At 64.0% G+C, this 25234-nt stretch carries 27 protein-coding genes, 1 tRNA gene and 1 pseudogene; 14 read left to right on the forward strand and 15 right to left on the reverse strand.

Annotation, left to right across the window (positions count from 1 at the left end):
- The first annotated feature begins 26 nt into the window (after window positions 1–26).
- Window positions 27–407 (forward strand): CAP-Gly domain protein, encoded by a 381-nt coding sequence (locus JNC62_RS05835; RefSeq protein WP_374836836.1) that lies wholly within the window; start codon window positions 27–29, stop codon window positions 405–407.
- Between the two features lie 144 nt (window positions 408–551).
- Here the strand turns inward: JNC62_RS05835 and JNC62_RS05840 are convergent, their stop codons facing one another.
- From JNC62_RS05840 to JNC62_RS05850, 3 genes are all read right to left on the reverse strand, one after another.
- Window positions 552–1346: a Hint domain-containing protein gene (locus JNC62_RS05840; protein ID WP_374836838.1), complete on the reverse strand. Its 795-nt coding sequence runs from the start codon at window positions 1344–1346 to the stop codon at window positions 552–554.
- A gap of 305 nt (window positions 1347–1651) precedes the next feature.
- A tRNA-Arg gene (locus tag JNC62_RS05845) sits at window positions 1652–1728 on the reverse strand.
- A gap of 119 nt (window positions 1729–1847) precedes the next feature.
- Window positions 1848–3008 (reverse strand): M20 aminoacylase family protein, encoded by a 1161-nt coding sequence (locus JNC62_RS05850; RefSeq protein ID WP_374836839.1) that lies wholly within the window; start codon window positions 3006–3008, stop codon window positions 1848–1850.
- Between the two features lie 162 nt (window positions 3009–3170).
- Here JNC62_RS05850 and JNC62_RS05855 point away from each other — a divergent pair, with 162 nt between their 5' ends.
- Window positions 3171–4256, forward strand: coding sequence for a D-alanyl-D-alanine carboxypeptidase family protein (locus tag JNC62_RS05855; protein ID WP_374836841.1), 1086 nt, complete (start codon window positions 3171–3173; stop codon window positions 4254–4256).
- 12 nt (window positions 4257–4268) lie between these two features.
- Window positions 4269–5429 carry a CobW family GTP-binding protein gene (locus tag JNC62_RS05860; RefSeq protein WP_374836842.1) on the forward strand — a complete coding sequence of 387 codons (1161 nt, stop codon included), beginning with the start codon at window positions 4269–4271 and terminating at the stop codon, window positions 5427–5429.
- Between the two features lie 46 nt (window positions 5430–5475).
- Here the strand turns inward: JNC62_RS05860 and JNC62_RS05865 are convergent, their stop codons facing one another.
- The 6 genes from JNC62_RS05865 to JNC62_RS05890 all read right to left on the reverse strand — a co-directional run bounded on the left by JNC62_RS05865 (window position 5476) and on the right by JNC62_RS05890 (window position 10201).
- A complete protein-coding gene (locus JNC62_RS05865) occupies window positions 5476–5928 on the reverse strand; it encodes a GNAT family N-acetyltransferase (RefSeq protein ID WP_374836844.1) in 453 nt (150 codons plus the stop codon).
- Window positions 5929–6101: 173 nt separating this feature from the next.
- The gene (locus JNC62_RS05870; protein WP_374836846.1) at window positions 6102–6341 is read right to left on the reverse strand and encodes a sulfurtransferase TusA family protein; all 240 of its coding nucleotides are present in this window, start codon (window positions 6339–6341) and stop codon (window positions 6102–6104) included.
- Window positions 6338–7870: a L,D-transpeptidase family protein gene (locus tag JNC62_RS05875; RefSeq protein ID WP_374836848.1), complete on the reverse strand. Its 1533-nt coding sequence runs from the start codon at window positions 7868–7870 to the stop codon at window positions 6338–6340. The genes JNC62_RS05870 and JNC62_RS05875 overlap by 4 nt, the downstream gene beginning before the upstream one ends.
- Before the next feature lie 202 nt (window positions 7871–8072).
- Window positions 8073–9026, reverse strand: coding sequence for an acetyl-CoA carboxylase carboxyltransferase subunit alpha (locus JNC62_RS05880; RefSeq protein WP_374836850.1), 954 nt, complete (start codon window positions 9024–9026; stop codon window positions 8073–8075).
- A 75-nt stretch (window positions 9027–9101) separates the two neighbouring features.
- Window positions 9102–10055, reverse strand: coding sequence for a site-specific tyrosine recombinase XerD (gene xerD / locus JNC62_RS05885; protein ID WP_374836851.1), 954 nt, complete (start codon window positions 10053–10055; stop codon window positions 9102–9104).
- On the reverse strand, window positions 10052–10201 hold the full coding sequence (locus JNC62_RS05890) for a hypothetical protein (protein ID WP_374836853.1): 150 nt from the start codon (window positions 10199–10201) through the stop codon (window positions 10052–10054). The genes xerD and JNC62_RS05890 overlap by 4 nt, the downstream gene beginning before the upstream one ends.
- A gap of 26 nt (window positions 10202–10227) precedes the next feature.
- Here JNC62_RS05890 and JNC62_RS05895 point away from each other — a divergent pair, with 26 nt between their 5' ends.
- The 3 genes and pseudogenes from JNC62_RS05895 to JNC62_RS05905 form a co-directional block, all read left to right on the forward strand.
- The gene (locus JNC62_RS05895) at window positions 10228–10914 is read left to right on the forward strand and encodes a shikimate kinase (protein ID WP_374836945.1); all 687 of its coding nucleotides are present in this window, start codon (window positions 10228–10230) and stop codon (window positions 10912–10914) included.
- 5 nt (window positions 10915–10919) lie between these two features.
- Window positions 10920–12050 carry a 3-dehydroquinate synthase gene (gene aroB, locus JNC62_RS05900; protein ID WP_374836855.1) on the forward strand — a complete coding sequence of 377 codons (1131 nt, stop codon included), beginning with the start codon at window positions 10920–10922 and terminating at the stop codon, window positions 12048–12050.
- A gap of 137 nt (window positions 12051–12187) precedes the next feature.
- A pseudogene (locus JNC62_RS05905) lies at window positions 12188–12898 on the forward strand (transporter associated domain-containing protein); the annotation flags it as partial.
- On the opposite strand, the gene JNC62_RS05910 reads toward JNC62_RS05905, so the two are convergent.
- Complete coding sequence (locus tag JNC62_RS05910; RefSeq protein WP_374836856.1) at window positions 12899–13180, reverse strand: BolA family protein; 282 nt, start codon at window positions 13178–13180, stop codon at window positions 12899–12901.
- Window positions 13181–13293: 113 nt separating this feature from the next.
- On the opposite strand from JNC62_RS05910, the gene JNC62_RS05915 reads away from it, so the two are divergent.
- From JNC62_RS05915 to JNC62_RS05930, 4 genes are read left to right on the forward strand one after another with little or no spacing between them, the layout of a single operon-like run.
- Complete coding sequence (locus JNC62_RS05915) at window positions 13294–13926, forward strand: J domain-containing protein (RefSeq protein WP_374836947.1); 633 nt, start codon at window positions 13294–13296, stop codon at window positions 13924–13926.
- Between the two features lie 60 nt (window positions 13927–13986).
- Window positions 13987–14985, forward strand: coding sequence for a cobaltochelatase subunit CobS (gene cobS, locus JNC62_RS05920; RefSeq protein ID WP_374836858.1), 999 nt, complete (start codon window positions 13987–13989; stop codon window positions 14983–14985).
- Between the two features lie 18 nt (window positions 14986–15003).
- Window positions 15004–16905 carry a cobaltochelatase subunit CobT gene (gene cobT, locus JNC62_RS05925; RefSeq protein WP_374836860.1) on the forward strand — a complete coding sequence of 634 codons (1902 nt, stop codon included), beginning with the start codon at window positions 15004–15006 and terminating at the stop codon, window positions 16903–16905.
- Window positions 16906–16952: 47 nt separating this feature from the next.
- A complete protein-coding gene (locus JNC62_RS05930; RefSeq protein WP_374836862.1) occupies window positions 16953–17963 on the forward strand; it encodes an esterase-like activity of phytase family protein in 1011 nt (336 codons plus the stop codon).
- Window positions 17964–18023: 60 nt separating this feature from the next.
- Here the strand turns inward: JNC62_RS05930 and JNC62_RS05935 are convergent, their stop codons facing one another.
- Together JNC62_RS05935 and rpmB are read right to left on the reverse strand one after the other, a co-directional pair.
- Complete coding sequence (locus tag JNC62_RS05935; protein WP_374836863.1) at window positions 18024–18665, reverse strand: VUT family protein; 642 nt, start codon at window positions 18663–18665, stop codon at window positions 18024–18026.
- A 110-nt stretch (window positions 18666–18775) separates the two neighbouring features.
- Window positions 18776–19060, reverse strand: a complete 285-nt coding sequence (rpmB, locus tag JNC62_RS05940) for a 50S ribosomal protein L28 (protein ID WP_374836865.1) — start codon at window positions 19058–19060, stop codon at window positions 18776–18778.
- A gap of 278 nt (window positions 19061–19338) precedes the next feature.
- Here rpmB and JNC62_RS05945 point away from each other — a divergent pair, with 278 nt between their 5' ends.
- Both JNC62_RS05945 and yddG read left to right on the forward strand, forming a co-directional pair.
- Window positions 19339–20118, forward strand: a complete 780-nt coding sequence (locus JNC62_RS05945) for a DUF3108 domain-containing protein (protein WP_374836867.1) — start codon at window positions 19339–19341, stop codon at window positions 20116–20118.
- 33 nt (window positions 20119–20151) lie between these two features.
- Window positions 20152–21042 carry an aromatic amino acid exporter YddG gene (gene yddG, locus JNC62_RS05950; RefSeq protein ID WP_374836869.1) on the forward strand — a complete coding sequence of 297 codons (891 nt, stop codon included), beginning with the start codon at window positions 20152–20154 and terminating at the stop codon, window positions 21040–21042.
- A 42-nt stretch (window positions 21043–21084) separates the two neighbouring features.
- On the opposite strand, the gene JNC62_RS05955 is transcribed toward yddG, so the two are convergent.
- The gene (locus JNC62_RS05955) at window positions 21085–21507 is read right to left on the reverse strand and encodes a cupin domain-containing protein (protein ID WP_374836871.1); all 423 of its coding nucleotides are present in this window, start codon (window positions 21505–21507) and stop codon (window positions 21085–21087) included.
- Entirely contained in the window at window positions 21507–22277 is a 771-nt protein-coding gene (gene gloB, locus JNC62_RS05960) for a hydroxyacylglutathione hydrolase (RefSeq protein ID WP_374836873.1), read from the reverse strand. Before gloB ends, JNC62_RS05955 begins: the two co-directional genes overlap by 1 nt.
- Window positions 22278–22369: 92 nt before the next feature.
- On the opposite strand from gloB, the gene JNC62_RS05965 reads away from it, so the two are divergent.
- Both JNC62_RS05965 and JNC62_RS05970 read left to right on the forward strand, forming a co-directional pair.
- The gene (locus JNC62_RS05965; protein WP_374836949.1) at window positions 22370–23149 is read left to right on the forward strand and encodes a class I SAM-dependent methyltransferase; all 780 of its coding nucleotides are present in this window, start codon (window positions 22370–22372) and stop codon (window positions 23147–23149) included.
- An 87-nt stretch (window positions 23150–23236) separates the two neighbouring features.
- Window positions 23237–24166: a prephenate/arogenate dehydrogenase family protein gene (locus JNC62_RS05970; protein WP_374836875.1), complete on the forward strand. Its 930-nt coding sequence runs from the start codon at window positions 23237–23239 to the stop codon at window positions 24164–24166.
- 33 nt (window positions 24167–24199) lie between these two features.
- On the opposite strand, the gene JNC62_RS05975 is transcribed toward JNC62_RS05970, so the two are convergent.
- Window positions 24200–25210 carry a DUF2125 domain-containing protein gene (locus JNC62_RS05975; RefSeq protein WP_374836877.1) on the reverse strand — a complete coding sequence of 337 codons (1011 nt, stop codon included), beginning with the start codon at window positions 25208–25210 and terminating at the stop codon, window positions 24200–24202.
- Between the last annotated feature and the right edge of the window lie 24 nt (window positions 25211–25234).

Here is a 25234-nt window from a genome sequence, read left to right on the forward strand (position 1 = left end):
TTCCATGCCCTTCCACGGAGATATCCATGGCCCATTTCCGCGTCGGACAGAAGGTCGTCTGCATCAACGATACCTTCAAGAACGTCTCGATCGACCAGGGGATCCGCAAGGGGCAGATCTACACGGTCCGCTGGGTGGGCCACTACCGGCATTACGTCGACGGCGATTTCTATGGCATCAAGCTGATGGAGCTCTACCGCGGCAACGACGACGGCCCGGAGGGCTATGGCGCGGTTGACATGCCCTTCCGCGCCAGCCGGTTCCGTCCGCTGGTTTCCGACCGCATCAAGAGCATGCTGGGCATCAAGGCGCCGAGCCCGAAGATCGAGGCACGGCCTTCGATCGTGCCGTCGGTCAGGCCGAAGCCGCGCGTGACGACGCCGGAGCGGGAAGAAGAGCAGGTCTGATCCGGCCCCGTCCCGATCGACAGGGGCGGCGGCTTCGCGCGCAGATGGTGATTTATCAGGCTGATCGCGGCTGCGGCGGCGCGTGCCGATCCGGATTCGACGCTCCCGGGCCGGGAACGTCGAACCTTTGGCCAGGCGTCGGCTTCAGACGGCGAAGGCCCGCGCGCGATGGGCGAGCCGTTCACGCACCTCTTCAATCGGATCGCTTTTCGCCGCGAAGGGATGACGTGCCAACTGAAGCAGGGCGTTGAGATGGTCCCGTCCGCGACGCTGCATAATCGGAGCAAAGGGCTTCATCGTCGGTGCCCCGTCCGGAATGTGGCGCGCCAGCTCGGCGAAATTGGAGAACATCTCGTGATTGCCCGCTTCGGCGAGGAATGTCTCCGCTGGGGCGCCTTGGGCAAGGACGACATCATGTCTGTCGAGCAAGATATGAAAATACTCGATCGTGGCCCGGCCCTCTGGGAGGACGGGGGCGATCGTCGTGCCGTTGATGAGGTCCTTCGCCCTGATCAATACACCATCGACCAGCAGCGCATGATAGGCGGAGACGTAGAGGTCGGTATGCGGTGTGCGGTCCTCCAGGGCATGCCTTGCAATCCGGATCGGCACGATATCCCTGTTCCACGACCGGCCGCTTCGTCTGAATGTCTGACGACCGATCCACTTGATCGCCAACGTCTGGCCGGCCGCGGTTCTGACGCAGTCTCCGGGCTTCAGGTCTTCAACTGCGATTTCGCCCGCAGTCGTCAAGATCGCGGTGCCGCGTAAGAAGCACCTGGGGCCGCGACCCCTTCGCCTTGCCCACGCCGCGTTATGTAAAAGTAGTGAAGAAATCCCACCGACCGCAGCGATCTTCGCGCCCGCGGAGACGGTCAGACCCAGGAAATGACGCCGCGCGCGATCAAGTTGCGACGGCCGATGTGGTTCTGTAGACATCGCTCTGCTCCTCGGTTCTGTTGTGTCTGTTCCGGTTAGTAACCGGATCCTGCTCTCCCCCTTTGCTACTGCCTGAGCGTGCAAATTTGCCGTAAATCTTCCGATGGTGATACATGACCGTTCGACTTCCACTATCAGCCAATGGAGGATCACCTAGGCAAAAGGCGTAGGTACTCGCATTTCGGTTGATGTGTCGGATGTTGCTGCAACCTTTGGGGGATTCGGATGTCCGACACTCCCGATCGCGCGGTGATGATGATGATGATGATGACGGGAAAAGGTGCGGTGATAGGGCCCGCAGTGGATGGTGATCCCGGCGCGATTCGAACGCGCGACCCCCAGATTAGGAATCTGGTGCTCTATCCTGCTGAGCTACGGGACCACTGCAGCACCCATACAAAAGCCGGCGCTTGAAGCCAAGTGATTTTGAACGGCGCCGCCGGCATTTTCGGATGCTGAGGCCCTGGCAACCCGACGACAGGCACCGTCCATCACCGGAGGTTAGTCCGCAAGGCGTGCTTCGGCGAGCTTGACCCAATAGCTGACGCCATAGGGGATGGCATCGTCGTTGAAGTCATAGGCCGGGTGGTGGAGGCCCGCCGTATCACCGTTGCCGACGAACACGAAGGCACCTGGGCGCGCAAGCAGCATGTAGGCAAAATCCTCGCCGCCCATCAGCGGATCGAGGGCGCCGTTGACGTTGCTGCCTCCCGCAATTTCGCTCGCCACGGCCAGCGCGTGTCCGGTCTCGGCCTCGTGGTTGACCACCACCGGGTAGTTGCGCTGATAGGTGACGCTGATGTCGGCACCGTTTGCGCTCGCAAGTCCGGCGCAGACCTGACGGATGCGGGTTTCGGCCTCTTCGCGCAGCGCAGGGGCGAGCGTGCGCACCGTTCCGCCCAGCCGCGCCTCCTCGGGAATGACGTTGTGAGCGAAGCCGGCATTGAACTTCGTCACCGAGACGACGAGCGAGGCGACGGGGTCGGTGTTGCGCGACACGAGCGTCTGCAGCATGGTGACGAGCTGCGCGCCGATGACGATCGGATCGATCGTCCGATGGGGCTGGGCGGCATGACCGCCGCGGCCCTTGACGGTGATATCGAACTCGTCGGTTGCGGCCATGATCGGGCCGGGACGCGTGCCGAACTCGCCGACGGGCATGCCCGGCATGTTGTGCATGCCGTAGACCTCGTCGATCCGGAACCGCTCCATCATGCCGTCCTTGACCATCTCTTTGCCGCCGCCGCCGCCCTCTTCGGCCGGCTGGAAGATGACGGCGACGTTGCCGGCGAAATTGCGCGTCTCGGCGAGGTACTTCGCCGCCCCCAGCAGCATCGCCGTGTGCCCGTCGTGACCACAGGCGTGCATCTTGCCCGGCACCGTGGACGCCCAGGGCTTGCCGGTCGTCTCGGTGATCGGCAGGGCATCCATGTCGGCGCGCAGGCCAATGGTCCGGCCCGGCCCTCTGCCCTTGATCAGGCCAACGACGCCGGTGCGCCCGATGCCCGTCACGACCTCGTCCACGCCGAATTCCTTCAACTTCTCGACGACGAAGGCGGCGGTCTTCTCGACGGCGAACATCGTTTCAGGATGCTGATGGATCTGGCGGCGCCAGCCGGCAATTTCATCCTGCAGTTCCGCGGCGCGGTTCAAAATGGGCATTCGCTGTTCCTGTTACCGTTGTGGCCGAAAAACGGCCTTTCTTTAAGCATGGGCTTTGCCATGAGCCTGCCATATAGGCTAAATAGGCGGAGCATTCGAGACAACTCCCGATTTTCCGAGGACTGGCACTTGCAGATTGCTGAACGGTTCATGCGCCGCAAAATGGCATGCATTGGAGCAACGGTGACACTCGCCGCCACCTTGCTGGCGAGCGCGGCGCTGGCAGACACGGGCCCGCGTCTGCTGGTCGATGTCAACACGCTCAAGGTGATCGAGCATCGCGATGCCTTCCGCAAATGGTATCCGGCTTCGCTGACCAAGCTGATGACCGCCTATACGGTCTTTCGGGCCATCAAGGCGGGCGAGATCACGCTTGAGACGCCGGTGGTGATGACGAAGAACGCCGCCGCCGAGCCGCCGAGCAAGATGTACTTCAAGCCCGGCCAGTCCCTGACCCTCGACAGCGCGATCAAGATCATGCTGGTCAAGTCGGCGAACGACGTGTCCGTCGCGATTGCGGAAGCCGTCGGCGGCTCCGAGCAGGCCTTCGTCGACCGGATGAACGCCGAAGCAGCGCGCATCGGCATGACGTCGACACATTTCATCAATCCGAACGGCCTGCCCGGCAAGGGCCAGTACACGACGGCGCGCGATCTGGCCGTGCTCGCCGTGACCTTGAAGCGCGAGTTTCCGCAGTACGCCCCCTATTTTGCGCTCGAAGGCTTCACCACGGGCAAGAAACAATATCCGAACTTCAACATGCTGATCGGCCGGTTTGACGGCGCCGATGGCATGAAGACGGGCTTCATCTGCGCATCGGGCTTCAACCAGGTTTCCTCGGCCACCCGCAACGGCCGCAGCGTCGTGTCGGTCGTCCTGGGCGAGGAGAGCCTCGGTGCGCGCGCCGACGAATCGGCACGCATGTTGCATAAGGGATTGACCGAACGCGGCGGCGGGCCGACGCTCGGCGGGCTTGCCCCCTATGGCGATACCGGCGAGGTCGCCGACATTTCCAAGGAAATCTGCAGCCAGCACGCCGCCAAGGTGCGCAGCGAAGGGCGCGACGAAGCGGGCCGGCAAAAGCTGCTGTCGCCCTATATTCGCGAGATGAACCGGCCGCCGCGGTTCGTCTTTGCCGGCCTGATCTCCGGCAGCACGGCCAAGCCCGGCGCAAACGAGCAGGCGGCGGTCGGCGACGTCGGCGACGCCTCGAACGTCCCGATCCCGGTCCCCCGGCCGACTTTCTGACAGGGAGCGCACATGTCAGCCGCTGATCGCACCGTGCCGGTCACCATCCTGACCGGCTTCCTCGGTGCCGGCAAGACGACCCTGCTGAACCGGCTGCTCAAGCATCCGGAGCTGACCGATACGGCCGTCATCATCAACGAGTTCGGCGAGGTCGGGATCGACCACCTTCTGGTCGAGCGCTCCGGCGACGGCATCATCGAGCTCTCCGACGGCTGCCTGTGCTGCACAATCCGCGGCGAACTGGTTGACACGCTCGCCGATCTGATGGACCGCATGCAGACGGGGCGCATCCGACCGCTGAAACGCGTTGTCGTCGAAACCACCGGTCTGGCGGATCCCGCGCCGGTGATCCAGGCCGTCATCGGTCATCCGGTCATCGCGCACTCGTTCCGGCTTGACGGGGTCGTCACCCTGGTCGATGCGGTGAACGGACTGGCGACGCTTGCGCAGCATCCGGAATCGGTGAAGCAGGTCGCCGTGGCGGACCGTCTCGTCGTGACCAAGGCGGCGCTCGCTGACGCCGGGGCGGTCGACCGGCTGGCGAAGGCGCTGGCGGAACTCAACCCGAGGGCTGCGATCCTTGATGGGAACGATCCTGGCGGAATCGAGCCGTCCGTGCTGGCCTGCGGCCTCTACGACCCGGGCTCGAAGATCGCCGACGTCAGGCGCTGGTTGAGCGACGAGGCGAATGATGCGCACGGCCATCACCACCATCATGCGCATCACCACGCCCACGATAACGCGCACGGCGAAGACGTGTCTTCCCACCCGCACCCCCATGACGTGACCCGTCACAGCGCCTCCATCCGGTCCTACGCGATCGTACACGACCGCCCGATCGATCCGATGGCGCTCGACCTGTTCGTCGATCTCCTGCGTTCCGCCCATGGCGAGAGACTGTTGCGGATGAAAGCGATCGTCGCCTTGTCCGACAACCCGGAGCGCCCGCTGATCCTGCATGGGGTGCAGTCCGTGTTTCATCCGCCGGAGCGGCTTTCCGCCTGGCCGGATCCGTCCGACCGCCGCACGCGCATGGTGCTGATCACAAACGATCTGCCGGAAGAATTCGTGCGCGATCTCTTCGACGCCTTTGTCGGCCAGCCTCGCATCGACCGCCCGGACCGCGCGGCGCTGGAGGACAACCCCCTGGCTGTGCCGGGACTCAGGCTCTGACACCGAAACTTCGGCAGGGCGGCTTGAATCTCGCCCTGCCGGATCGTCAGGCGGTCAGGCGCATGCGCGCGTTCTCAAACGGCAGACCTTCGTCGTCCTGCGCTCGCCGCGAGATCTCCTCAAAACCGAGGCTTTGGTAGAAGCCGACCGCCTGGGTGTTGCCGGTGTAGACCTCCAGGCATAGTTCGCCCTTCAGCCCGAGGGCGTGGGACACCAAAGCCCGGCCCACGCCGAGCCCCTGCTGTTCGGGGGCGACGAACAATCCGCCGATGAACGATCCCAACAGACTGATGAATCCGACCGGTTCTTGCCGGTGGCATGCGACCCAGGTCTCGGCTTTGGGAAGATAGATCGTTTCGACGGCGAGCCGTTGCTCTTTCAAACGCCGCTCACCGATGAACGAATGTGCGCGAAGAGATGCATCGAACCAGATGGTCGAGAGTTTTTCGAGATCCGTCGCCTCTTCATAGGCGCGGATGAAAAGATCCACGTGTTTCATGATTTTCCGTAGAATGGAGTACACAGAATAGCGCCCACGGGACGCCATGCGTCACCGCGTCGAAGCGGTTCTCACTTTGGGCTTCTGCGCATCAATCTCCTTCTGCCGAAGCCCACCTATAGGCGCTGCGGAGAGGAGAGACAAGTCCGGCAACCGTCAGGCGATGCTCGGGGCTACTTCCGGATCAGGAACCGGTGGCCACCCTCGGTCTTTTCGTTGGCTTCGAGCGTATGGCCCTGCTCGCTGCAAAAATGCGGTATGTCGATGACGGCGAGCGGGTCGGTCGTCTCAATCCAGAGCGTGGCTCCAGTTGGAAGCTGTTCCAGCCGCTTCTTCGTCTTCAAGACCGGCAGGGGGCATTTCAGCCCCTTGAGGTCGTAGATCTCGGCCGGGCTGGTGGCGGTGCGGCTCATTGCTTCTTCCAGAACTTCCAGAACGGTGACTTCTGGGTGGCGCTGGCGTCGGCGGTCGTTTCCACGGCAGGTGCCGTCAACGAAGCGCCGTCACCCACGGCGCCGGTATTCTGGGGCGGCTGAGCCTGCTCGGTCGGCTGCTGCCGCTTGGCGGCTGGAGCATTTGCGGCGGCAATATTCGCCTCGGCCGCAGCTTGGCTTTGCTGCGCGGGTTGTGGCGGCGCGGCGGTAACTGTTGCTGCTGCGGCGCTTCCCGCTGTTCCGGCTGCCGCCTTGCTCTGGTTCGACCAGAGCTTCCAGAACGGCTTCCTCGAGACATCGGCATCGGCCTGAGCGGACGCATGGCCGGGGTTGCTCTGAGGCACGGGCACGCCGGTGCCCGCCGTATGCTGGGCAGCCTTCTGTGCGGCAACGTCGTCAGCGAGCTTCTGCAGTTCGGCCGCCTTGCGGGCTTCCTCCTCCTGCCTGGCCTTCTCAGCCATCTCGATCTTGCGCCGGGCTTCTTCTTCGGCCTTCTTCTTCTCGGCCTCGATCTGCCGCACGCTCATCAGCTTGCCTGCATCGATCGAATTGCCGGTCGGCGCATAGGCGAGTTCGCGCCCCTTGCGCTTGTCGGCAACGATCGCCTTGCGCTGGGCTTCCGACGGCTCGAGCCAGACGGTGCCCTCGTACTTCTTCATCGCCTTGGCGTAGTCGGCAGCATAGGTCTTGTTGTAGGCGGTGAGAGCCATCTGGAGCGGGGCCGGCGTCGACATGGCCGGGCATTGCCCGCTGGCGTTGAGGGCGCCCTCCGCAACCTGCTGGTTGAAGACATACTTCTTCTCACACACGCCGATCTCCGGCGGGCGCTTGGTGACATGGAAATGGTCGTAGCCGACCTTCAGCATCTTCCAGAATTCGATGTTCGGATTGTCGCGGTGACGCGCCATGTTCTCCGCCGTCATGCGGAAGGGAAAGGCCTGGAGCTGGATCGTCTTTTGACCACCCTTGAAGGCGTCGCGGGCGAAGGCGAAAATCTCGAGCATCTGTTCGTCGGTCATCGAATAGCAGCCCGAGGACGAACAGGCGCCGTGGATCATCAGGTTGGTGCCGAAGAAGCCGTTAGCCTGATCGTAGCGGTTGGGAAAGCCGGTGTTGATCGCAAGATAATACTGCGAATTCGGGTTCATATGCTGCGGGCCGAGCGGATAAAATCCCTCCGGCGCCTGCCGGTCGCCTTCCTTCTGCTTCGGACCGAGCTTGCCGGACCAGGCGCAGATATTATAGGTCTTGACCAACTGGAAGCGGTTGGACCGGTCGGCCTTCCACACTTCCAGCGTTCCCTCTTCCTTGAAGATGCGGATCATCAACGGCGCATGGCGGTCGATGTTCAGCGAGGCCATCTTGGAGACAACCGGGCCGGAGAGTTCGTACTGCGTCTTGTTGGAAATCTTCTTGACGTCAACGCCGACGCTATCGAGCGTCTCGTTGGTGCAGCCGGCAACGGCCACGGCGAGCAAGGAAACGGCGGCGAGTACCTTGAGGCGCATGCGTCAGTTCCAAAAAATCTGTCTACTTCATCCATACCGGCACGCCGGACACGGAATCATAGGCGTTTATACTTAATCAAGTGTTAGCCTTGAATCCTTCACTCTCGATCTGTGGATACGCTGAGAACACGGGAATATGTCCAAGGTTTGGCCATATTCCCGTCAGCGATGTGAAATCGGTGTATTCCCGCAGCGTTTCCGCTCAGAGTTGCCGGCCGATGTTGAGATAACGCTGACGCCGGTCGCGGCGCAGCTGATCGCCCGGCTTGGCGGCAAGATCGCGCAGCGCATCGGCCACAACGTTGCCGGTCGCCGTGATGACAGCCTCCGGGTCGCGGTGAGCACCACCGATCGGTTCGGGAATGATGCCGTCGATGATTCCAAGCGCCTTCAGATCGTCGGCGGTGATCTTCATGTTGCTCGCGGCTTCCTTGGCCCGGGTGGCATCGCGCCAGAGAATGGAGGCAGCCCCTTCCGGCGAGATCACGCTGTAGATTGCATGCTGCAGCATGTAGACCCGGTCGCCGGTCGCGATCGCGATCGCGCCGCCGGAGCCGCCTTCGCCGAGAACGACGGAAACGATCGGCACACGCACATTGAGGCACATCTCGGTCGAGCGCGCGATCGCCTCGGCCTGACCGCGTTCCTCCGCCCCAATGCCCGGATAGGCGCCGGCGGTGTCGATCAGCGTGATGATCGGCAGGCCGAAACGGTCAGCCATTTCCATGACGCGGATCGCCTTGCGGTATCCTTCCGGACGGGCGCTGCCGAAGTTGTGCTTCAGGCGCGACTTGGTGTCGTTGCCCTTCTCCTGGCCGATGATGGCGACGGACTGGCCGCGGAACCGGCCGAGGCCGGCCTGGATCGCCTCATCCTCGGCGAACTTGCGGTCGCCGGCAAGCGGCGTGAATTCTTCGAATAGTTTTGCCGCGTAGTCGAGAAAATGCGGTCGCTGCGGGTGGCGGGCAACCTGCGTCTTCTGCCACGGCGTCAGCTTCGCATAGATGTCGACCATCGCCTCGCGGGCACGCCCCTCTAGCCGACTCACCTCGTCAGACGTGTCGATGCTCTGGTCCTCTTCGGCGAGCTTGCGCAACTCGTGAATCTTGCCTTCGAGGTCCGAGATGGGTTTTTCGAAGTCGAGGTAATTGTGCATGAGATGCGTTTCCGATCGTTTGCTCCAACTGTCCCGTCGACCTGCCTTTGGAGGCCTGGCGACGGAATGGGGGCTCTATGCCGGCTTTTTTGCCTGTTTGGCAAGGGGGTGATGGTCCTGCACCAGCCGATGCAGGCGCTCTTCTAACACATGCGTGTAGATCTGGGTGGTCGAAATGTCCGAGTGGCCGAGCAGTTCCTGGACGGCGCGCAGGTCGGCACCGTTCTGCAGCAGGTGACTGGCGAAGGCGTGGCGGAGCACGTGCGGCGAAAGCGTCGATGCGCGGATTCCGGCGCGCGACGCCAGCGCCTTGAGGTCGCGCGCGAAGACCTGCCGCGGCAGATAGCCCTCCTTGCTCGTGGAGGGAAAGAGGTAGGGACTTTCCTTGGCGTTCTCCTGGCGCGCTTGCTCTTCGGCAAGAACCGCACCGTAAGTCTGCAGCGCCGCAATGGCGGAGCGCGACAGCGGTACCAGCCGTTCCTTGTTGCCTTTGCCCTTGACGACGAGAAACCTGCCATTCTGCGCCAGGACCGTCGCCGGCAACGAGACAAGCTCACTGACCCGCATGCCGGTCGCATAGAGAAGTTCGATCAGCGCATGCATGCGCAGCCGGTTCAGGTGGTTCGCGCCCGGCGCCCTGGCCTCCTCTTGCGCAAGGGCGATCAAACGGGTGACGTCGTCCACCGAGAGCGTCTTCGGCAGCGCCCGCTGCTTGCGCGGCGCGTCAAGGATTCCGGTTGGATCGTCGCCGCGCAGGCCTTCGGCGTAGAGGAACTTGTAGAACTGGCGAAGCGCGGAAAGCCGACGCGCCTGCGAAGATGCCTTGAACCCCTGACGTGCCAGGTGACCGAGATAGCCGCGAAGATCGTCGGGGCTGGCCTCGGTAAGCTGAACCTGCCGCTCCGTGAGATAGGATCGGGCGTCCTCCAGGTCCCGCTCGTAGGAGGACAGCGTGTTCGCGGCAGCACCACGCTCGGCACTCATCATCTCCAGAAAGGCCTCGATCTGGATCGCCGCGCGGTTGGTCATGGCTGCGGGTTCACCCGTTCGGAAGGGATGCGGATGGTGACGTCCCGCTCGCGCGGCTCCACGAAGGCGACGAGCGCGACCATTGCCCCGTAGATCATGCCGGCGACAACCGCGCAGAAAAACAGGAAACGGAAGAGTGTCGGCATTGCGCGCTCCGTGGGACTGCGGTCCTATATCGCTCCGAGGGACGACAAGCGCAAGACGTCACCGGGCTCAAACACTTGACGCTTCCGATGCTTTTGCAGATACCGAAAACAACAACAACCGGAACTCGCTGATGATCGGCCTGATGGAAACGTCCTCCCCGGAACTCGTGCAGAAGGCGCGGATGGTGCTCGGCAAGCGCAATCTCGTTCTGGTCGGACTGATGGGGGCTGGAAAATCGGCGATCGGGCGGCTGGTGGCCCAGGCGCTGTCGGTGCCGTTCGTCGATTCGGATCATGAAATCGAACGGGTGTCGCGCATGACGATCTCGGACCTCTTCGCCGCTTACGGCGAGGAGGAGTTCCGGGCCCTGGAAGCGCGGGTCATGAAGCGTCTGCTCAAGACCGGGCCGAAGGTCGTCTCCACCGGCGGTGGCGCCTTCATCAATGAGCGCACCCGCAGGCATATCAAGCGCGGCGGCCTGACCGTGTGGCTGAAGGCTGATCTCGACGTGCTCTGGGAGCGGGTCAACAAGCGCGACACCCGGCCGCTGCTGAAGACCGAAAATCCGATGCAGACGCTCGAAAACCTGATGAACGCGCGCTATCCCATCTATGCGGAAGCGGACCTTGCGGTCCATTCGCGCGACGTGAAGAAAGAAGTGGTGGTCGAGGAGGTGCTTGCCGCCATCGCCGCCTGCCCAATCAAGAAGTGATCCGCATGACCAGCCCCGCCACCGCAATTTCCCGCACCGTCCGTGTCGATCTCGGCGATCGCTCCTACGACATCCTTATCGGGCCGGGCCTGATTGCCACTGCCGGCGCAGAGATCAGCGCGCGCCTCAAGGGCCGCCGGGTTGCGGTGGTGACGGACGAGCATGTCGCGCCCATCTATCTCGAGCCCTTCATGGGGTCGCTGGCGCAGAGCGGCATCGAAGCCGTGTCGCAGATCCTGCCGGCCGGCGAGAAGACGAAGAGCTTCGAACACCTGATGACGGTGTGCGACGGCGTGCTTGGCGCGCGCATCGAACGCAACGATGCGGTTGTCGCGCTCGGCGGCGGCGTCATCGGCGATCTTACCGGGTTTGCGGCGGGGATCGTGCGGCGCGGGTCGCGCTTCATCCAGGTGCCGACGTCGCTGCTGGCGCAGGTCGACTCTTCGGTCGGCGGAAAGACCGGCATCAATTCGCGCCACGGCAAGAACCTGATCGGCGTGTTTCACCAGCCGGATCTGGTCCTGGCCGACACCGACGTGCTCGACACGCTTTCGCCGCGCGAGTTCCGGGCAGGCTACGCCGAGGTCGCCAAGTACGGCCTGATCGACAAGCCGGACTTCTTCGCTTGGCTGGAGAGAAATTGGCGCGACATCTTTTCCGGTGGTCCGGCCCGCATCGAGGCGATAGCGACCAGTTGCCAGGCCAAGGCGGACGTGGTGGCCGCGGACGAGCGCGAGAACGGCCTGCGCGCGCTCCTGAATCTTGGTCACACTTTCGGCCATGCGCTGGAGGCGGCGACCGAGTACGACAGCGCCCGTCTCGTCCACGGCGAAGGTGTTTCCATCGGCATGGTGCTGGCGCACCAGTTCTCCGCCCGCATGAACCTGGCCAGCCCCGACGACGCGCGCCGGGTGGAGGCGCATCTGGCCGAAGTCGGCCTGCCGATTTCCATGAATGCCATCCCCGGTGGCTTGCCCTCCGCAGAGGTGCTGATGGACGCGATCGCGCAGGACAAGAAGGTGAAGGCGGGTAAGCTGACCTTCATTCTCACGCGTGGCATCGGCCAGTCTTTCGTTGCCGACGACGTGCCGGCCTCCGAGGTTCTCGCCTTCCTGAAGGAGAAGCAGCCTCGATGAGCACGTGCAACGACATGCTGCGCCGGCTTCTCGGGTTCCTGGGCCTGACGCCTGTTCGGGATGTCGCGCTTCTGCCGCCGCCGGGCGACGGTCGCGTTTCTGCAGAGCTTGCCGCGCGCGAGGCCGCGACGCGGCCCGACCGCTCAGCGGGCATGCTCGACTTCAGCGAACTTGAGGTGTCCGACGTCATGGTGCATCGCACCGCAATGCGCGGCCTCAATGCGGACGAGGCGCCGGAGGCGATCGTCCGGTCGGTCCTCGACAGCCCCTTCACGCGGATGCCGATCTGGCGTGGCTCGACGGACAACATCATCGGTATCGTCCACGCCAAGGAGCTGTTTCGGGCACTTGCCGAGCCGGGGTGCGAGCCGTCAACGGTCGATATCGCCAAGGTCGCCGACAAGCCCTGGTTCGTTCCTGACACGACCAGCCTCAAGGATCAGCTGAACGCCTTCCTGCGCCGCAAGACGCACATGGCCATCGTTGTCGACGAGTATGGTGAGGTCCAGGGCCTCGTGACGCTCGAGGACATTCTGGACGAAATCGTCGGCGACATTTCTGACGAGCACGACATCGACATCCAGGGCGTCAGGCAGGAGGCGGACGGGTCCATCGTCGTGGACGGCAGTGTGCCGATCCGCGATCTCAACCGAGCCCTCGACTGGGCGCTGCCGGACGAAGAGGCGACGACGATTGCCGGCCTGGTCATCCACGAAACGAAATTGATCCCGGAGGAGCGCCAGGCGTTTACGTTCCACGGCAAGCGCTTCATCGTGATGAAGCGGGTCAAGAACCGTATCACCAAGCTGCGCATCCGCCCGGCCAACGGAGCAACGGGGCAGGGGTAACTACCAGCGGACCGGCTCTCCCGGTGCCGCCGTCTCGATTGCCAGCGCGTGAAGGCCGGCGTCGAACTCGTCCTTCACCAGCTCGTTGACCATCCGGTGCCGGGCGACGCGGCTTGCACCGGAAAACTGCGCCGATTCGACGCGAATGCGCATATGCGTCTCGCCCGCGCCGGTGAAGCCGGGCTGGTGCCCCGCATGCATGTGGCTTTCGTTGATCACTTCGAGCCGCTCTGGCGAAAGCGCCTCGGTCAACCTAGATTCAATGCGGGATTTTACTGACATGTGATGCCCTGTACCTGATGCAAAACCTATGGCCCACAGCGCCAAAATGGCCCCAAAAAGCCAGCAACAATCCGCTTTGTCAATTCTTGTTGTGACTCGCCGCGAGTCCCATAATTGCGTCCATGAAACTCGATTCCAAATATTTCGACCGGATCCGGACGCGCCGGCGCGTGGAGCGTCCCGAACCCGTTGCGCCGGCCTGCCAATGGGACGGTTGCGACAAGCCCGGCCTCCACCGCGCGCCGGTCGGCCGCAATGCCGAAGGTCAGTTCTTCCTTTTTTGCTTCGAGCACGTGAAGGACTACAACAAGGGCTACAACTATTTCTCCGGCCTCTCCGATTCAGAGATCGCGCGCTACCAGAAGGAGGCGATCACCGGTCATCGCCCGACCTGGACAATGGGGGTCAACAAGACCGCAAAGGGCGGTCCGGCGCATGGGAACGTGCGTTCGGGCACGGCAGGCGCGCAGCAACGCATCCGCGACCCGTTCGGATTCGTCAACGAGGGGCGGGGACGCGGACCACGGATGGAGCCGCGCGCCAGAAAGCTGAAGACCCTCGAGGCAAGGGCCTTCGACACGCTCGGCCTGCATGCCAATGCCACCGCTGGCGACATCAAGACGGCCTACAAAGCGCTTGTCAAAAAGCACCATCCGGATGCAAATGGCGGAGATAGGGGATCGGAAGAGCGTTTTCGGGCGGTCATCCAAGCATATCAATTGTTAAAGCAAGCCGGGTTCTGCTAGAGCATCCCGGCGGCACCACGATATAGGGCGGATGCGAGCGGCGTCTGCTGCGGAGACATTATGAGCAAGATGGATCTTGATATTTCCAACCTCCCGGACACCACGGTTTCGGTACGGGAGGTTTTCGGCATTGATACGGATATCCGCGTCCCGGCCTATTCGAAGGCGGATGCCTATGTTCCGGATCTCGATCCCGATTACCTGTTCGATCGCCAGACCACGCTCGCTATCCTGGCCGGCTTCGCCCACAACCGCCGCGTCATGGTCTCCGGCTACCACGGCACCGGCAAGTCCACCCACATCGAGCAGGTTGCCGCCCGGCTCAACTGGCCCTGCGTCCGCGTCAACCTCGACAGTCACGTCAGCCGCATCGATCTCGTCGGCAAGGACGCGATCGTCGTCAAGGACGGCATGCAGGTCACCGAATTCAAGGACGGTATCCTGCCCTGGGCCTACCAGCACAATGTCGCTCTCGTTTTCGATGAGTACGACGCCGGCCGCCCGGACGTGATGTTCGTCATCCAGCGCGTGCTGGAATCGTCCGGCCGCCTGACCCTGCTCGACCAGAGCCGCGTCATCCGTCCGCACCCGGCCTTCCGCCTGTTCGCCACCGCCAACACCGTCGGCCTCGGCGACACCACCGGCCTCTACCACGGCACCCAGCAGATCAACCAGGCGCAGATGGACCGCTGGTCGATCGTCACCACGCTGAACTACCTGCCGCACGACAACGAGGTCGACATCGTCGCCGCCAAGGTGAAGTCGCTTTCGGGCAAAAAGGATGGCCGCGAGACGATTTCGCGCATGGTGCGCGTCGCCGACCTGACACGGGCCGCCTTCATCAACGGCGATCTGTCCACCGTCATGAGCCCGCGCACCGTCATTACCTGGGCGGAGAACGCGGAGATCTTCGGCGACATCGCCTTTGCCTTCCGGGTGACCTTCCTCAACAAGTGCGACGAGCTGGAGCGGCCGCTGGTTGCCGAACACTACCAGCGCGCCTTCGGAGTCGAGCTCAAGGAGAGCGCGGCCAATATCGTGCTCGAGGCGACGGCCTGACGGCTGAACAGGTGAGACATGGCTGCTCGCGGTGACAATTCCAGGCCGAGACCCGGCGCCCCGGTCGACGTCGAGCCCTTCCGCAGGGCGCTGACCGGCTGCATCCGTTCGGTCGCCGGCGACGCCGAGGTCGAGGTGGTGTTCGCCAACGAACGGCCGGGCATTGCCGGCGAGCGCATTCGCCTGCCGGACCTTTCCAAGCGCCCGACGCGCGAGGAACTGGCTGTCACCCGCGGGCTCGGTGACTCCATGGCGTTGCGCAAGGCTTGCCACGATGCGCGCATCCACGCCACCATGTCGCCGCCCGGCGCCGACGCGCGCGCCGTCTTCGATGCGGTGGAGCAGGCCCGTGTCGAGGCGATCGGCGCCAACCGCATGAGCGGCATGGCGGCCAACATCAATTCAATGCTGTCGGAAAAATACGCCAGGGCCAATTTTGGCGCGATCACCCGCCAGGCCGATGCTCCGCTCGAAGAAGCGGTGGCGCTGCTGGTCCGCGAAAGGCTCACAGGGCAGAAGCCGCCCGCCTCCGCCGGCAAGGTCCTCGATCTCTGGCGCGAGTTCATCGAGGAGAAGACCGAAGGCGATCTTCCGGATCTTGTCGCCGCGATGAACGACCAGCAGGCTTTCGCCAAGGTGGTCCGCCACATGCTGGCCTCGATGAACGTCGCCGAGGATATCGGCGAGGAGGACACCGAACCGGACGACCAGGAGAGCGAGACCGACGAGGACCAGCCGCGCAGTAACGAGCAGGACGAAAGCGATTCGCAGGAAGAGGCCGGCGATGACGCGGCGCCCGCCGACGAGAACCAGGCGGCTGAGGAGCAAATGGAAGAAGGCGAGATGGACGGCGCGGAGATTTCCGACGACGATCTGGCCGACGAGGAAAACGAGGACAGCGAGACACCCGGCGAGGTCCGCCGTCCGAACATCTTCGGCGACTTGAGCGAGAAGGTCGACTACTCGGTCTTCACCGAAGAGTTCGATGAGACGATTGCCGCCGAAGAGTTGTGCGACGAGGCTGAGCTCGACCGCTTGCGCGCGTTCCTCGACAAGCAACTCGCCCACCTTCAGGGCGCCGTCGGCCGCCTCGCCAACCGCCTGCAACGCCGGCTGATGGCGCAGCAGAACCGGTCCTGGGAATTCGACCTTGAGGAGGGCTACCTGGATTCGGCCCGTCTGCAGCGCATCATCATCGATCCGATGCAGCCGCTTTCCTTCAAGCGCGAGAAGGACACGAACTTCCGCGACACGGTCGTCACGCTGCTGATCGACAACTCCCGCTCGATGCGCGGCCGGCCGATCACGGTCGCGGCCACCTGCGCCGACATCCTGGCGCGCACGCTGGAGCGCTGCGGCGTCAAGGTCGAGATCCTCGGCTTCACCACCAAGGCCTGGAAGGGCGGGCAGTCACGCGAGAAATGGCTGGCCAGCGGCAAGCCGCAGGCACCCGGCCGCCTCAACGACCTGCGCCACATCATTTACAAGTCGGCGGATGCGCCGTGGCGCCGCGCCCGGCGCAATCTCGGCCTGATGATGCGCGAAGGGCTGTTGAAGGAAAACATCGACGGCGAGGCTCTGATCTGGGCGCACAACCGGCTTCTCGGCCGGCCCGAACAGCGCCGCATTCTGATGATGATCTCCGATGGCGCGCCGGTTGACGATTCCACCCTGTCGGTCAATCCCGGCAACTACCTCGAGCGACATCTGCGCGCGGTGATCGAGCAGATCGAGACCCGCTCGCCGGTCGAGCTGCTGGCGATCGGCATCGGCCACGACGTGACGCGTTACTATCGTCGCGCGGTGACGATCGTCGATGCGGACGAGCTTGCCGGCGCCATGACGGAACAGCTCGCGGCGCTCTTCGCCGACGAAACGACAGGCCGCAGACGGCCGGGCGGCCTCCGCCGCGCCGGCTGAACATCAACCGAACCCGGGCGGCTGCGTTCGCTTGGCATGAGTAGCCGATGACGCGATTGTCCGCCCTGTTTGCCCTGGCTCTTGCTTCCGCCGCTGTCGCCGCCCCGAGTTCGGCCACCAGCGTCGCAATGCGGGTGGACAGCCGGATCATCTCGCACTTCGCCGTCGGCTCCAGCGAACGCGCCTTCGGCAAGCTCGAATTCGTCGGCGGCATCACCTTTTCCTCCCCCAACAGGCTGCTCGGCGCCGTTTCCTCCATCCGGTTTCGACCCGATCGGCTGCATTTTGTCGCCGTGCTCGATACCGGCCACTGGTTGACCGGGCGGATCCAGCGCGATGGTGAAGGGGCGCTTTCGGGTCTCTCCGATCTCCACATCACGTCGATGCTGAATTCGGACGGCGAGAGCGGCAATGCGAAGGCAACGATGGATGCGGAGGGTCTGGCGCTGGCCTCGGGCGCCGCGATCGTCAGTTTCGAGCAGCGCCATCGCGTGGACGTCTATCCCGATCCCGGCTTCGAGACGTCCCGCCCGTCCGGTCGCTACCAGATTTCCTATCCGCGGTCCGGCCTTCGCGGCAATCGCGGTTTCGAAACGCTGGTCGTCGCGCCTGCGGAGGGGCCGCTTGCCGGTGCGGCGGTGATCATCGCCGAGCGCAGCCTGGACGAACAGGGAAACCTGCTGGCGGCGATCCTTGACGGGCCGATGAAGGGCACGTTCTCCGTTGTGCGCAACGATCCGTATGACGCCACCGACGGTGCCTTCCTGCCGAACGGAGACCTCCTGCTGCTCGAGCGCCGCTTCCGTCTGTCCGACGGTGCCGGCATGCGCATCCGCCGCATCAGGGGCGCCGACATCCGGCCCGGGGCCGTCGTCGACGGCGAGGTGCTGATCGACGCCGACATGAGCCACCAGATCGACAACATGGAAGGTGTCGACGTGGTGCAGATGCCGGATGGCGACATCCGCATTATCGTCGTTTCCGATGACAACCACTCGATCCTGCAGCGCAACCTCATGCTCGAATTCCGCCTGACCGGCGGCCTTCGGCCCTCCTGACGAAAAGGGCCGCTCCGGTTGCCCCAGGCGGCCTTTGAGGCTTTCAAGTCGGATAGACGTTCATGCCGCGGCCTTCTCCACGCCCGGCATCGGCCTGAGCGTGCTCATCAGCGCGCCGTAGGGGAGCAGCATTACCAGCCCCATCAGCAGCTTCACGCCGAAGTCGGTGAGCGCCCAGGAAACCCAGCGTTGCGTCTCGACGGCGAAAACGCCAAGGATCGGCGCGTTCTCGATCGCAAACGGCTCGTTCGGGCCGAAGATGGCGAAGGCGGGCGCGAAGGCGAGGGAGAAGAAGATCAGGGTGTCGAGTGCGGAGCCGAACAGCGAGCCGACCAGCGGCGCGCGCCACCAGGACTGGCGGCGCAACGTGTTGAAGACGGAGATGTCGAGCAACTGGCCGAACAGGAAGGCGGAGCCGGAGGCGATCGCAATGCGCGGCGAGGCGACGGCGAAGGAGAACAGGACCGCGACGGCAAAGCCGGCGATCACCACCTTGCGCGCCACCCGCGGCCCGAATTGCCGGTTGGTCAGGTCGGTGACGAGGAAGGCGACCGGATAGCTGAAGGCGCCGAAGGTCAGGATGTCGCCGAGGTTGATCCCGAACAGGGTCCAGGGCAGCGGGTACTGAACGAGGATGTTGGAAGCGACGACGACGAGCGTCATCATCAGGACGTAGATCAGGGTAATGCGGTTCGCTTGCATTTTTTTATCCTGGGTGATGCCACCAGTTGGAGACGACGATGTTTCAACGAAACGAGGCCTGTCCGGACGCCCGGCCAAGCCTCGAAGCAATCAGAAAGAATTGCGCTCGATCAGGCGGCGGTCTTCTTGACGATCTGGCGGCGCAGCAGGCGGGCGCGCATCGACAGTTCGTTCTCGTCCGACTTCAGCAGGAAGGCGTCGAGGCCGCCGCGATGCTCGACCGAGCGGAGCGCTGCTGCGGAAACGCGCAGGCGGAAGCGCTGGCCGAGGCTGTCGGAGATGAGCGTGACGTTGCACAGGTTCGGCAGGAACTTGCGCTTGGTCTTGTTGTTGGCATGGCTCACATTGTGGCCCGACTGGACGCCCTTGCCGGTCAATTCGCAACTACGGGACATGGATGCACCTATTCTTCTTTGGGTTCGGACAATACGATTCCGGCGCCGTGTCCGGCCGCAATCCGTCTGGCCTTATTGGAAAAGTCGCGGTTCTATAGTCACCCGAAGCGATGGCGTCAAGCCAAACCTTGCCGCATTCGGGGAAAACGATTGCAAATCGCCGCCGTTTGCGGCCAATAGCCGGACTGGCGCCGCGCATTCCATGTCGCGAGGGATAGCACCGGCGTAGAATTGCCGCAAAGGATTTGTAGTCGACACAGGTCAAGGAGCGCAGGAAAATGAACTGGCGGGCTTGGTTTGCAGCAGCGGCCGTTCCGGCGGTATTGGCGGGGTCCCCCGCTGCCGCGCCGGCTGCCGATATCAGTCACATTACCGACTACAGCATTCGGTTGGCGGGATTTCCGGTCGCGACCGCGAGTTTCCGTTCTGCCTTTGACGGGCGCAGATACACCATCTCCGGTCGGATGGATTCCGCCGGTCTTGCCGAAATTCTCTCCAGCACGCATGGCACGACCTCGGTGTCCGGCACGCTTGCGGACGGCAAGCTGCGGGCAACCAACTATTCCATGTCCTACCGCAGCGGCAAGCGGGCGCGTGCGATTGACGTGGCGTTCCGCAACGGCGACGTGGTCCGGGCATCCGTCCGTCCGGAACGCAAGCGTCAGCCGGAAAACTGGGTGCCGGTCAAAGCGAGCGACATGCGTTCTGTCCTCGATCCGATCTCGGGGTTGATCATTCCGGCCTCGACGAAGGTCTGCCCCAAGACCTTGCCGATCTTCGATGGTGAATCCCGCATGGACATAAAGCTCTTCGACAAAGGCACGCGGCCGTTCTCGACGCGAGGCTTCGAGGGCGAGGTGAAAGTCTGCGGCGTGCGGTTCGTGCCGCGGGCCGGCTATCGCAAGGGGCGCAAGGACGTCGAGTACCTGCGCAAGCTGGCTTCGATGGAGATCTGGTTTGCCAAAGCCGAAGCAGTTGATATGTATGCTCCCGTATTCGTCCGGATTCCGACAGCGCTCGGTCCGGTTACGGTCTCGGCCACCCGTTTTGGCGGCTGATGGCAGCAACGTTTCAAGCGCAGAGGCGGGAAATTGAAGGCGACGCTTATTGGTTTTTCGGCGATTCTGATGTGGTCGCTGCTGGCCTTGTTTACCGCTGCTTCCGGCCAAATGCCGCCGTTCCAGCTGTCCGCGATCTGCTTCCTGATCGGCAGCCTCCCGGGCATCGCTGTGCTTGTGGCCAGGCCGGAACGGCTGAAGCTGCTGCGCCAACCGGCGAAGGTCTGGATCGTCGGCATTGCGGGATTGTTCGGCTATCACTTCCTTTATTTCACGGCGCTGCGGAATGCGCCGGCGGTCGAGGCCGGCCTGATCGCCTATCTGTGGCCGCTGCTGATCGTCGTCGGTTCCGCCATGCTGCCGGGCGAGCGGTTGCGCTGGTATCACGTCGCAGGTGCGTTCGCTGGGCTTGCAGGAACGGTGCTGATCGTCGCCCGCGACGGCGTTGCCTTCGACGGCGCCTACACGCTGGGCTACGGTGCTGCCTTCCTCTGCGCCTTCACCTGGTCGGGCTATTCGCTGCTGACCCGGCGCTTCGAAGCGGTCTCGACGGACGTGGTCACCGGCTTCTGCCTAGTCACGTCGTTGCTGTCCTTCCTTTGCCATCTGGCGCTGGAAACGACCGTTTGGCCTGCGACCGGTTTTGAGTGGTTCGCCGTTTTCGGACTCGGGCTGCTGCCGGTCGGCGCGGCCTTCTACGCCTGGGACTACGGCGTCAAGAACGGGGACATCCAGATCCTCGGTGCCGCGAGCTATGCCGCACCGGTTCTTTCAACGCTGATGCTCGTTATCACCGGGTTCGCTGAGCCGTCGTGGCGGATTGCCTTGGCCTGTGCGCTGGTGACCGGGGGGGCGGTGCTGGCGGCAAGGGACATGATCTTCCGGCGCAAGCCGGGCGCGATTGCCGAGCGGGCCAACGCCTAAAAGGGCCGGCCCCCGGACTCCACCCGTGGGCTCGTTTGCTGCCTATCCGCCCGGCCGCCAATCGGGCGGCGCGAGCTCGAAAGTGTCAAAGGAAAAGCCCGGCGCCACGGTGCAGCCTACGAGGGACCATTCCCCGAGCGGTTCGGCCGATTGCCAGCAGTTGGCAGGCACGACCACCTGCGGTCGCTCGCCCCTTGCCAAATCGGGGCCGAGCACATGATCCTGGCTGGTCATGCCGTCGTTTGATAGCGAGAGTGCGATCGGACCGCCGGCATAGTGGTGCCAGATCTCCGTGGCATCCCGGACCCGGTGCCAATGCGACCGTTCTCCCCGTTCGAGCAGATAGTAGATGCAGGTGGAGTGCCCGCGGGCGCCACCTTCCGGATCGCGAAATGTTTGAACGTACCAGCCGCCTTCAGGGTGGCGCTCCATGCAGAGCGTCGCAATGATCTCCCGCGGTGTCATCAGAAGCGGTCCTTGCGGGCCCGGATCTCGGCGAAGACCTCGGTATCGGTTGCGTTCGGCATGCCGAGAGCTTTGCGGAGGCCGGGATCGGCGGCGCGCAGGAACGGGTTGGTCGCCTTTTCCAGCCCGATGGTCGTGGGTGCCGTGAAGCGCCCTGCAGCGCGCATGCGCTCGATCTCGGCGGCCCGCTCTCTGAGCGTGGCGTTGTCCGGATCGACGGTGAGCGCAAACCGTGCGTTGGAAAGCGTGTATTCATGGCCGAAATATACGACGGTCTCCTCGGGCAGTGCGGCAAGCTTCGACAGCGATTGCCACATCTGCGCCGCGGTCCCCTCGAACAGCCGGCCGCAGCCGAGTGCAAACAACGTGTCCGCGGCAAAGAGCAGCCCGTCGGCCGGCAGGTGGTAACAAACGTGGCCGGCCGTGTGGCCGGGCGTCCCGATCACCTCCACCGGGTGGCCGGCGAAATCGAAACGGTCGCCGTCGTCCACGGTCCGGTCGATACCGGGAATACGATCTGCCTCCGGCGCGGGCCCGATGACCGTTGCGCCGAAGCGCGATTTGAGCGCCGCGTTTGCCGCCACGTGATCGCCGTGGTGGTGGGTGGTGAAGATATGGGTCAGCCGCCAGCCGCGCCGCGCCAGCGCCTCCTCGATCGGTGTTTCCTCCGGCGCGTCGATGCTGGCGGTGGCCCCGGTCGCCGGGTCGTGCAGAAGCACCCCGAAATTGTCGCTCCGGCAGCCAAAGAGTTCGATATCGAGCGGCTTCATTGGTGGTCCCTTTCCCGTGGCATTTCGCGCGCACGGCCGAATGTAGACACCTGGCTCTTGAAGTCCACAAGGCGGTCGCTAACATCTTGTCCATGCACGCAGATATCGTCGACCTCCGCGAATTCTACCATTCCCCCCTCGGCCACCTCGCGGAGAACTCCATCACCATGGCGCTCGCCTCGATCTGGGCCCGGCTGCCGGAAGAGCGTCTCATGGGCCTCGGATACGCCGTGCCCTATCTTGAGCGGTTTCGCGCGGATACCGAGCGCACCTTCGCATTCATGCCGGCCGGGCAGGGGGCCGTGAACTGGCCCGTTGGCGAAGCCTCTGCCACGGCCCTGGTGTTCGACGAGGAATTGCCGTTACCCGACTCATCCATCGACCGCGTCCTGATGGTGCACGCGCTGGAATTCGCCGAGAATCCGCGCGAGACGATGAAGGAGCTCTGGCGCGTGCTTGCGCCCGGCGGACGGCTGGTGATCGTCGTGCCGAACCGGCGGGGTGTCTGGGCACGCATGGAGCATACGCCCTTCGGCTCGGGGCGCCCCTATTCGCGTGGTCAGCTCACCCACCTGTTGCGCGAAACCAACTTCACGCCCGGCGCCAGCGCCGAGGCGCTGTTCTTTCCGCCGTCGAAGCATCGCAGCGTCCAGAAGCTGCGCAGCGCATTCGAGCGGCTTGGACGCTGGCTGTGGCCGATGTTTTCCGGCGTGCTCGTGGTGGAAGCACAAAAGCGCCTTTATCAGGGGTTGCCGGTGGCCGTGCGCGCCTCGCGTCGCGTCTTCGTGCCGGTGCTTGCGCCCTCCGGCGTGCCGAGCACGCGCTCAGGGGTCAGTTATCGCCCTCTCGACAATCGTCCGTCACGCCGGTAATGGCTGGCGCAGCCATTCCGGCCGAAGACGCCTGGGCGGTGGAGGGGTATCGGGCGCGCACGCGTCCCTGTGCAAAGAGGCGGCAGCATGTCGGAGCAACAGTTTGACAGGATCGCGCTGATCGGTATCGGCCTCATCGGCTCGTCGATCGCGCGCGCGGTCAAGGAAAAGGGGCTTGCAGGCTCCGTCGCGATCGCGACCCGAAGCGCGGAGACGCTGCAGCGGGCGCGCGAATTGGAACTCGGCACCGACTACTATCTCGACAGCGCCGAGGCCGTGCGTGACGCTGATCTCGTCATCGTTTCTGTGCCCGTCGGCGCCTCCGGCAGCGTGGCCCAGGAGATCGCGCCGAACCTGAAACAGGGCGCGATCGTCACCGATGTCGGCTCCACCAAGGGGTCCGTCGTCGCGCAGATGCTGCCCCACATCCCGAAAGGGGTGCATTTCATTCCGGGCCACCCGCTCGCCGGTACGGAGCATTCCGGTCCCGATGCCGGCTTCGCCGAGTTGTTTCGCGGGCGCTGGTGCATCCTGACCCCGGTTCACGGCACCGACAAGGCGGCCAAGAAGCGCCTCGCGACCTTTTGGGAGACGCTCGGCTCCAAGGTGGACGAAATGGACACCGAGCACCACGACAAGGTGCTGGCTATTGTTTCCCACCTGCCGCACATCATCGCCTACAACATCGTCGGCACCGCCGACGATCTGGAAACGGTGACCGAATCCGAAGTGATCAAGTATTCAGCGTCGGGGTTTCGCGATTTCACCCGTCTCGCCGCCTCCGATCCGACCATGTGGCGCGACGTCTGCCTGCACAACAAGGACGCAATCCTCGAAATGCTGGCGCGTTTCTCGGAAGACCTCGCCTATCTGCAACGCGCGATCCGCTGGGGGGATGGAGAGAAACTGTTCGACCTCTTCACGCGGACCCGCGCCATCCGCCGCTCGATCATCGATGCGGGACAGGATACGGCGGCGGCGAACTTCGGTCGACCCGGTGCGACGCCGCCAGACTAGAGGCGGTTCCCGGATCTGCGCTCGGCAGCAGCCTCAGAGAGGCCCGATGGCGGCGATCGGGATGATGCCGAGATAGAGAATGCCGTCCTTTGCCCGGAGCTTCACCCGGGCATCGTCGCGGCCCCCCGAAAGACCCCGGATCGTGCTGGCAACGCTTGTGGCCGTCTCGGCGACTTCCGGAAACGCCTCCGCGACAATGTCGCGGACCGTGTCGATGCCGTCGATCTGCAGCTCGAACTTGCCGGAGAGAAGCCCCTCGGCGCTGATCTCATAGGAGCCGGAAAGGACGGCCGCATTTCCGTTGCCGAAGTCGAGGCCGAGCCGGCGCAGATCGCCCCGCGTATCACGTGGCGCATTGATCGGCACGCCGTCCTGCAGCCAGCCGGCCGCGTCGGCAACCGTCACGTCGGCAACCGTCACGTCGGCCGTCACGTCGACCTTCGGGACGCGAGTGTCGGACACGGTCAGCTCGAGCCCGTCCACCGACAGGGCCGCATCGAGGGCAGTCCCGTTCGCACGCGTGTGGATCTCGCCATGGCTGGCGGTAAAGCCGAGCTTTACGTCGCGCATGCCCGCGACAAAGGTCCCCTTCAGGGCATCATAGGCAATCGATGCGCGATCCAGGCCGCCGAAGCCTGCTACCCCGCTGGCATGCAGGAGGTTCCAATCGGCCGTCACCACGATGTCAGGCGAGACGCGGACAACGGCGGGACCGTCGAGTTCGACAATCGCATGGCCGGGGTTGTATACTTGGGCCGCCGATCGAAGGGCGCCGAAGCTCGCCGATGTCCCCGTGCGCTTGTCGTCGATGCCGATGGCATCACAATAGACGCCGATGCGGAAGGGATAGCCCTTCACGTCGAGGCCGGTGCAGGCGACCGAGACGGACGAATCCGAAAGCCGTTCACGCACGAGGGTCTTGAGCCGGTCGGCGCCGAAGAACCACGCCCCGCTATAGAGTCCCGCGAACACGATGATGCCGAGGCCGAGGAGCCAGAACTTGCGGCTGGTGCCGCGCGGGGTGGCGTCGTTTGCCGATGTCATCATGGTCTCCGTTTTGACGGAAGA

Origin of the sequence: Mycoplana ramosa, from assembly GCF_041930185.1 — a bacterium.
In the GTDB taxonomy this organism is placed as follows: Bacteria; Pseudomonadota; Alphaproteobacteria; order Rhizobiales; family Rhizobiaceae; genus Mycoplana; species Mycoplana ramosa.

Coding starts and splice junctions, on each gene's coding strand:
- JNC62_RS05935 (WP_374836863.1), bottom strand. CDS start 18,665: ATGCAAGCGAACCGCATTACCCTGATCTACGTCCTGATGATGACGCTC.
- JNC62_RS05840 (WP_374836838.1), bottom strand. CDS start 1,346: ATGTCTACAGAACCACATCGGCCGTCGCAACTTGATCGCGCGCGGCGT.
- JNC62_RS05855 (WP_374836841.1), top strand. CDS start 3,171: ATGGCATGCATTGGAGCAACGGTGACACTCGCCGCCACCTTGCTGGCG.
- aroB (WP_374836855.1), top strand. CDS start 10,920: ATGACCAGCCCCGCCACCGCAATTTCCCGCACCGTCCGTGTCGATCTC.
- JNC62_RS05890 (WP_374836853.1), bottom strand. CDS start 10,201: ATGCCGACACTCTTCCGTTTCCTGTTTTTCTGCGCGGTTGTCGCCGGC.
- JNC62_RS05865 (WP_374836844.1), bottom strand. CDS start 5,928: ATGAAACACGTGGATCTTTTCATCCGCGCCTATGAAGAGGCGACGGAT.
- xerD (WP_374836851.1), bottom strand. CDS start 10,055: ATGACCAACCGCGCGGCGATCCAGATCGAGGCCTTTCTGGAGATGATG.
- JNC62_RS05880 (WP_374836850.1), bottom strand. CDS start 9,026: ATGCACAATTACCTCGACTTCGAAAAACCCATCTCGGACCTCGAAGGC.
- JNC62_RS05945 (WP_374836867.1), top strand. CDS start 19,339: ATGAACTGGCGGGCTTGGTTTGCAGCAGCGGCCGTTCCGGCGGTATTG.
- JNC62_RS05835 (WP_374836836.1), top strand. CDS start 27: ATGGCCCATTTCCGCGTCGGACAGAAGGTCGTCTGCATCAACGATACC.
- JNC62_RS05975 (WP_374836877.1), bottom strand. CDS start 25,210: ATGACATCGGCAAACGACGCCACCCCGCGCGGCACCAGCCGCAAGTTC.
- JNC62_RS05875 (WP_374836848.1), bottom strand. CDS start 7,870: ATGCGCCTCAAGGTACTCGCCGCCGTTTCCTTGCTCGCCGTGGCCGTT.
- JNC62_RS05970 (WP_374836875.1), top strand. CDS start 23,237: ATGTCGGAGCAACAGTTTGACAGGATCGCGCTGATCGGTATCGGCCTC.
- gloB (WP_374836873.1), bottom strand. CDS start 22,277: ATGAAGCCGCTCGATATCGAACTCTTTGGCTGCCGGAGCGACAATTTC.
- JNC62_RS05965 (WP_374836949.1), top strand. CDS start 22,370: ATGCACGCAGATATCGTCGACCTCCGCGAATTCTACCATTCCCCCCTC.
- JNC62_RS05930 (WP_374836862.1), top strand. CDS start 16,953: ATGACGCGATTGTCCGCCCTGTTTGCCCTGGCTCTTGCTTCCGCCGCT.
- JNC62_RS05870 (WP_374836846.1), bottom strand. CDS start 6,341: ATGAGCCGCACCGCCACCAGCCCGGCCGAGATCTACGACCTCAAGGGG.
- JNC62_RS05955 (WP_374836871.1), bottom strand. CDS start 21,507: ATGACACCGCGGGAGATCATTGCGACGCTCTGCATGGAGCGCCACCCT.
- JNC62_RS05910 (WP_374836856.1), bottom strand. CDS start 13,180: ATGTCAGTAAAATCCCGCATTGAATCTAGGTTGACCGAGGCGCTTTCG.
- rpmB (WP_374836865.1), bottom strand. CDS start 19,060: ATGTCCCGTAGTTGCGAATTGACCGGCAAGGGCGTCCAGTCGGGCCAC.
- JNC62_RS05860 (WP_374836842.1), top strand. CDS start 4,269: ATGTCAGCCGCTGATCGCACCGTGCCGGTCACCATCCTGACCGGCTTC.
- JNC62_RS05850 (WP_374836839.1), bottom strand. CDS start 3,008: ATGCCCATTTTGAACCGCGCCGCGGAACTGCAGGATGAAATTGCCGGC.
- cobS (WP_374836858.1), top strand. CDS start 13,987: ATGAGCAAGATGGATCTTGATATTTCCAACCTCCCGGACACCACGGTT.
- cobT (WP_374836860.1), top strand. CDS start 15,004: ATGGCTGCTCGCGGTGACAATTCCAGGCCGAGACCCGGCGCCCCGGTC.